The 5,200-nt window shown below is 65.2% G+C and carries 6 protein-coding genes; 1 reads left to right on the forward strand and 5 read right to left on the reverse strand.

The genetic code is table 11. From position 1 onward, the window contains the following. Positions 1 to 56 precede the first annotated feature (56 nt). The 5 genes from EVC45_RS43340 to EVC45_RS43360 form a co-directional block, all read right to left on the reverse strand. The gene (locus EVC45_RS43340; protein ID WP_248295515.1) at positions 57 to 509 is read right to left on the reverse strand and encodes a GMC family oxidoreductase N-terminal domain-containing protein; all 453 of its coding nucleotides are present in this window, start codon (positions 507 to 509) and stop codon (positions 57 to 59) included. A 37-nt stretch (positions 510 to 546) separates the two neighbouring features. After that, a complete protein-coding gene (locus tag EVC45_RS43345) occupies positions 547 to 2,034 on the reverse strand; it encodes a hypothetical protein (protein WP_129964199.1) in 1,488 nt (495 codons plus the stop codon). Positions 2,035 to 2,042: 8 nt separating this feature from the next. Next, positions 2,043 to 3,038, reverse strand: a complete 996-nt coding sequence (locus tag EVC45_RS43350; RefSeq protein WP_248295516.1) for an iron-containing redox enzyme family protein — start codon at positions 3,036 to 3,038, stop codon at positions 2,043 to 2,045. A 10-nt stretch (positions 3,039 to 3,048) separates the two neighbouring features. Continuing rightward, a complete protein-coding gene (locus EVC45_RS43355; RefSeq protein ID WP_129964200.1) occupies positions 3,049 to 4,014 on the reverse strand; it encodes an iron-containing redox enzyme family protein in 966 nt (321 codons plus the stop codon). Positions 4,015 to 4,090: 76 nt separating this feature from the next. Continuing rightward, complete coding sequence (locus EVC45_RS43360; protein WP_018437908.1) at positions 4,091 to 4,270, reverse strand: hypothetical protein; 180 nt, start codon at positions 4,268 to 4,270, stop codon at positions 4,091 to 4,093. Between the two features lie 572 nt (positions 4,271 to 4,842). On the opposite strand from EVC45_RS43360, the gene EVC45_RS43365 reads away from it, so the two are divergent. Continuing rightward, a partial coding sequence (locus EVC45_RS43365; protein ID WP_211193588.1) for a hypothetical protein occupies positions 4,843 to 5,200 on the forward strand: 358 nt, incomplete at its 3' end.

Below are 5,200 nucleotides of genomic sequence, written 5' to 3' on the forward strand. Positions count from 1 at the left end.
CTTGCCATTCCTGCGTTTCGCGCAGGCTGCTTAAGCTCGTCCCTGTAACGCAAAAATCACGTGTTTTGAACCACGCCGCCGAAAGCGTTGCGCGTCGTGGTAGTCGGTTGCAGCATGCTTTCGACCTGCTCGAAGTGCGGCGCGACGTCCTGGTAGCGCCAGCCCGCGCAGCCGTACTGGCTCGCCCACTGGTCGAAGTCGGCGGGCGCGCCGCGCACGTAGACCATGTCGTTGTGCGCGGCGCAGCCGCCCGTTACCTTCGCCCGCCAGACGTCCATCACGCGGTCGTTCATGCGCGTCTGAGGCACGCTTTTGTAGCCCCAGTGAATCGCGTCGATGCGATACAGGCAGTTGATCTGGTTCGGGTCGCGGATCGGCGGATAATGCGACGCGAGCGGCCCGGCCTCGAGCAGGAGCACCTTGATCGACGGGTTGGCGGCGAGCCGCGCGGCGACGATGCTGCCCGCCGAGCCGGAGCCGATAACGATGTAGTCGAAGTGTGCGTCCAAGGGGCTCTCCTTGTGCGTGCGAGCTGGCGCGGCGCCGTCAGCCGCGCGGGTCGAGCAGCCGGCCGTACGGGCCGTGCAGCGCGAGCGTGGGCTGCGCGCCGTAAAAGCCGGCGATGCCGCTCCACGCGCGGTGGTTGAGTTCGAGCAGGAACAGGATGCGGCGCATCGCGATTGCCTGGCGCGCGGGATCGATCGCGGCGATCTGCTCGAACGTGTCGCGCGAGATGCTGTTGTGGTTCAGCGATTCGTTCAGTTCCTCGTGGTCGCCGGACACGCTGTGGAACGCCTCGTTGTCCTTGACCGCGGCCATCAGGCGCAGCGACATCTTCGGCGGCTCGCCGAAGATGCCCTCGACGACCATGATCGCGGCGAATGACGACACCGGATCGACATCGGCGAGCAGCGTGAGCGCGTCGACGAACGCGAAGTGCAGCGGCAGCGGCACGATCTTCGTGAGCATGCGGGGCGCGACGCCGAGCGCCTCGCAGGTCGTGCTTTCGAGCGCCTCGTGGCCGTATTCCTCGCCGTAGTAGCGGAACATCATCGTGCGCAGCGGGATGCTGAGCCGCATGCTCAGCAGCGGCGCGATGATCTCGACGAAGCGCCGCGTCACGTGGTACTGCTCGATGAACGGGCCGGCGACGAGCGGCGAATAGCCGCCGTTCAGCGCGTCGACCGCGCTCACGTATGGATTCTCTCCCCAGCGGTTCAGCGTTTCGCGTGTGATCAGTTCGGTCTGGCGCATGAACTCGAGCCCGCTGGACAGCGACACGGCCGGCAGGTCCGCGCACGACAGCCGCTGCGCCTCGTCGCCGCTCGCGGCGACGAGGCTCGACGCGACGAGCCACAGATGCGACATCAGGTCGTGCTCATCGTACAGGCCGGCCGTGTCGAACCGCGCATCGTGCGCGGCGCTTGCGCGGGGCGCGCCGGAGAACGCGTCGAGCATCAAGTCGACGGCTGCCAGCGCGAGCGGTGCCGCGCGGCGGAAGTATTCGAACTCGATGCGCAGCAACGCGAGATGGAAGTTGGGTTCGACCTGCGCGTCGAACGGATCGTCGTGCGCGTCGAACAGCGTGCGCGCGGAGGCGGGCCGGTCGAGTTGCAGCCGCAGCATCGCAGCGTCGCGCGCGATCGCGTCGCGCCGCGCGGAGTCGAGCGTGGCCAGGCTGGCGGCGACCGTTTGCGCGATGCACGAGTCGATCCGCGCGGCCTGCGCGGCGAGCGCATCGGCGGCCGTGTCGTCGGCCTCGCCAATCAGCGAATGCGTGTCGAGAAACGTGCCGAGCGCGTGCCAGCCGGAGTCGGGTTCGCTTTCGCGCAGCGTCCACCACAGCGGCGACGCCGTGTCGGTCAGGCTGTGGAGCTGCGCGGCGATCTGGTCCGCGGCGTCGCTGGCGTCGAACGCCAGCCGGTATTCGTGCGCGCCCGCGCGCATGCTGACGAGCGCCGTGCCGGGCTCGTGGTGAATCGCGTCGATGACGAGGCGCGGCGACTGATAACGCTGAAATGTCCAGAGATCCATGGCGACCCTCAGTGGAAGATGCGCGGCAGCGGCGCGCTGTCGTCTGCGTAGTAGGCGAGGATGGTGTGTTCCTGGCGCACCAGCGTCTCGACCATCAGCGAAACGTTGCGTTTCGTGACCGTGCAGGCTTCGGGGTCGATCGCGGTGTCGAGCGCCATCAACTGCCGCGAGATGTCCTCGTGCCGGTAGGTGTCGTTCAGGTCCGCGTGTGCGCGCAGCGGCCGGTAGAACGCTTCGGGCATGCCGAGGGCGACGCAGCGCGCGTCGAACGCGTCGATGAATGCAGGTTGCGCGCGCTCGAACAGAAACAGGCTCGCCTTGAACGACAGCGGATGCTGGCGCGCGTGCACGCCGAGCGCGGCCGCGAGCGAGAAAGTCGCGGGCAGCGGCTGGTGCTGCTCGATCTCGGCATCGCCGAGCCCCGCGGCCTTCAGCGACGCCTCGAGAAACCGGTCGTGGCCGAGCTCCGATTTCAGGAAGTCCTGCAGCAGCGTGCGCTCCGCGGGACTGGCGGCCCAGCCGAGCGCGGGGCCGATCAGCCCCGGCGCCGCGCGCACGATCCAGTAATACTCGAGCGCATAGCCGATCAACTGACGGCGCGTCGCGCGCTGTTCGACCAGCGCGCGCAGGAATGCCGAGCGCGCGCTGCGCGCGGCGGTGCGGTCTGCGATCCGGCGGATGTCGCGGTAGAGCTGCGCGCCGCTCGTCGCCACCGCGGCGCGGCGCGGATCGGATTCGATCAACAGGCGCAGTACGTTGAAATCGGCGAGCAGCGGTGGAATCTTGTCGGCGATGCGGGGCGAGCGCGTGGCCAGTTCCTCGGGCGTCAGGCCGCCCACGTGCAGGTCGCCGATCAGGCGCGCGACGTCGGTCGCCTCGTCCGGCGCGAAGCGGAACGCGCATTGCCGGCCGCCGGCGCTCAGCACGGCGTCGCTATCCGTGAGCTGCGAGGTGACGATGCCGCGGAGTTTCGGCATCGCGGGAGCTGGTAGCGAGCTGTCCATGGTGGTCGCCTCACAGGTCGGACACACGCCGCAGCAGTGGCGCGTCGGAAGTGTAGTAGTGCCAGACGGCCGTGTAGAATTCGTCGTAGAGCTCGACGAACAGCCGTAGCTGGGCCTTCACGCGCGCGACGGTGACGGCATCGAGCACAGGGACGTCCTGGAAGATCGCGCGTGTCAGGCTGCCGTGCGCGGCGTTGAGGTTGATGTTCGCGTGCGTCTTGAGCGGGCCGACGAGCCCGTCGGGCAGTTGCGCGCGCTCGCACGCCTGGATGAAGCTGTCGTGCTGCATGCCCTGGCCTTCGAGCAAGCCGAGCGTCGTGAAGAAGAACAGTGGATCGCTGTGCGACCAGTACGCGAGCGCGTTGCACAGCCCCATCGTCTCTGGCAGTGGGATCGCATCGAGCATGTCGGCGCGGCTCAGCCCTGCGAAATTCAGCGCGCGCAGCAGGATTTCGTCGTGTCCGTACTCTTCGGAGAAGAAACGGTTGAGCGTCAGTCGCACCGGCGTGCTCGGCACGTAGGACAGCACGGGTGCATCGAAATAGCTTTCGCGGAACAGGAAGTGCCAGTTCTCGATCACCATGCCGATCGCGAGCCGCTCGGGCAGGTCGCCCGGCGAGCGTGTGTCGAGGCACGCGCGCCAGAACGGATTGCGGTAGAGCGTCTCTTCGCAGTACTGCTCGACGAGATCCTCGATCTCAAGGATCACTTCCGAGCCCGCGCGGCTCGCGACCGGTGCGTCGTCGTCGATCAGGCCGGCCTCGTCGAGCGTGCCGACCAGCTCGTCGAGCAGCGCGCGCGGCAACGCGGGCTCATCGCGCGCGATCTCGTCGAGATCGTGACGGCCGTCGAACTGGTCGAGCGTGCGGGCCAGCGCGACGGCGGCGTACGGGCTGTCGGGCGGCGCGTCGACCTGCCGCAGCGTCACGGGCGCCACCAGCCGCGGGCGGGCTGCGGGCGATTCGATCTGTTCCATGATGAGGCTCCCGAAGTGGGCGCACGGGGCGGGCGCGCGGCTCGCCCCGCAACTGGCGGAACCGGTGCCGCGGCGATTACAGGTGGATCGCGATCAGCGTCGGCGTGCCGTCGGGCTTGTTGACGGTGACAAGGTAGTGCTTGCCGCCGAGCGTGCCCGTATTGATGTAGAGATCCACCTTGTGGCCGTCGAACACGTTCTTGGCCGGTTCGGCGTTTTTCACTTCATGAACCGTTGGCTGATGTGAATTTGCCATATCGATCACCGTTTAAAAAATGAAAGGGCATCCGACCTGATTCCAACAATCGGGCTGGATGATTTACAGTAAAATCCGGAATGAAATGAGAACGTGGGTTTATTTCCTTTCATCCGTTGTGCGGATGATTCATTGGTAGATATTCGTCCGCACTTGATAATTTAGTACAACGTTTGCGCGGTTCAAGATCTATTTGATGGCATGTGCAATTATTTTCCCTGAATCGGCGCATGCGTTGTCAAGGCCATTTTTAAATGTCGGGGCTCTAGTCCGTCCTGAACAATTCGTTTTGCCGAGCACCGGCATTACGGGGATTGAAGCCGAGCAAGTCGGTGGTTCGTTGTCTTCGTCATGCTCATGCTCGTCATGCCACTCCGATTATGCAGAGTGCCTGACACGCTCTAGGACGGTTAATCGGCATGAACCTTCGAATCCATATATGTAAGTCCCGATTTTCTCGAATTGTATGCGTGTAGCATTGAAACAATGGGCGTGGTTCATCCCGGCGTTACACAGGCAGGGCAGAAATGAAAGTGCGGGATAATGTGGCCCACTTTAATTTCGGCGTCCCCATGACTTCATCCGTCTGCCCTGTTTCCGTAAAACCGGCTGGCTGCGACCGCAAGATGATGGCCGTTCGCGCCCTGGCGGGCGCTGAACCCGTCAGCGCCGTGGCCGCCCGCCACGGTGTCAGCCGTCCACTCGTCTATCGCCAGATGCGCAAGGCGAGCGCCGCGCTGGATGAAGCCTTTTCGCCAACGCAAATCGACGAAGACGCCGACAAGGTCCTGTTCTCGCTGCCGGTGACCCGACGATGGCTGGAGCAGGTCATCCTCGCACTGACGATGATCGGGGCGTGGTTCAAAACACGTGATTTTTGCGTTACAGGGACGAGCTTAAGCAGCCTGCGCGAAACGCAGGAATGGCAAG

It is taken from the genome of Paraburkholderia sp. UYCP14C (assembly GCF_004197395.1).
Taxonomy (GTDB): domain Bacteria; phylum Pseudomonadota; class Gammaproteobacteria; order Burkholderiales; family Burkholderiaceae; genus Paraburkholderia.

Excerpts from the sequence above, each read along its gene's own strand:
- EVC45_RS43345 (WP_129964199.1), bottom strand. The coding sequence starts at position 2,034 with ATGGATCTCTGGACATTTCAGCGTTATCAGTCGCCGCGCCTCGTCATC.
- EVC45_RS43350 (WP_248295516.1), bottom strand. The coding sequence starts at position 3,038 with ATGGACAGCTCGCTACCAGCTCCCGCGATGCCGAAACTCCGCGGCATC.
- EVC45_RS43355 (WP_129964200.1), bottom strand. The coding sequence starts at position 4,014 with ATGGAACAGATCGAATCGCCCGCAGCCCGCCCGCGGCTGGTGGCGCCC.
- EVC45_RS43360 (WP_018437908.1), bottom strand. The coding sequence starts at position 4,270 with ATGGCAAATTCACATCAGCCAACGGTTCATGAAGTGAAAAACGCCGAA.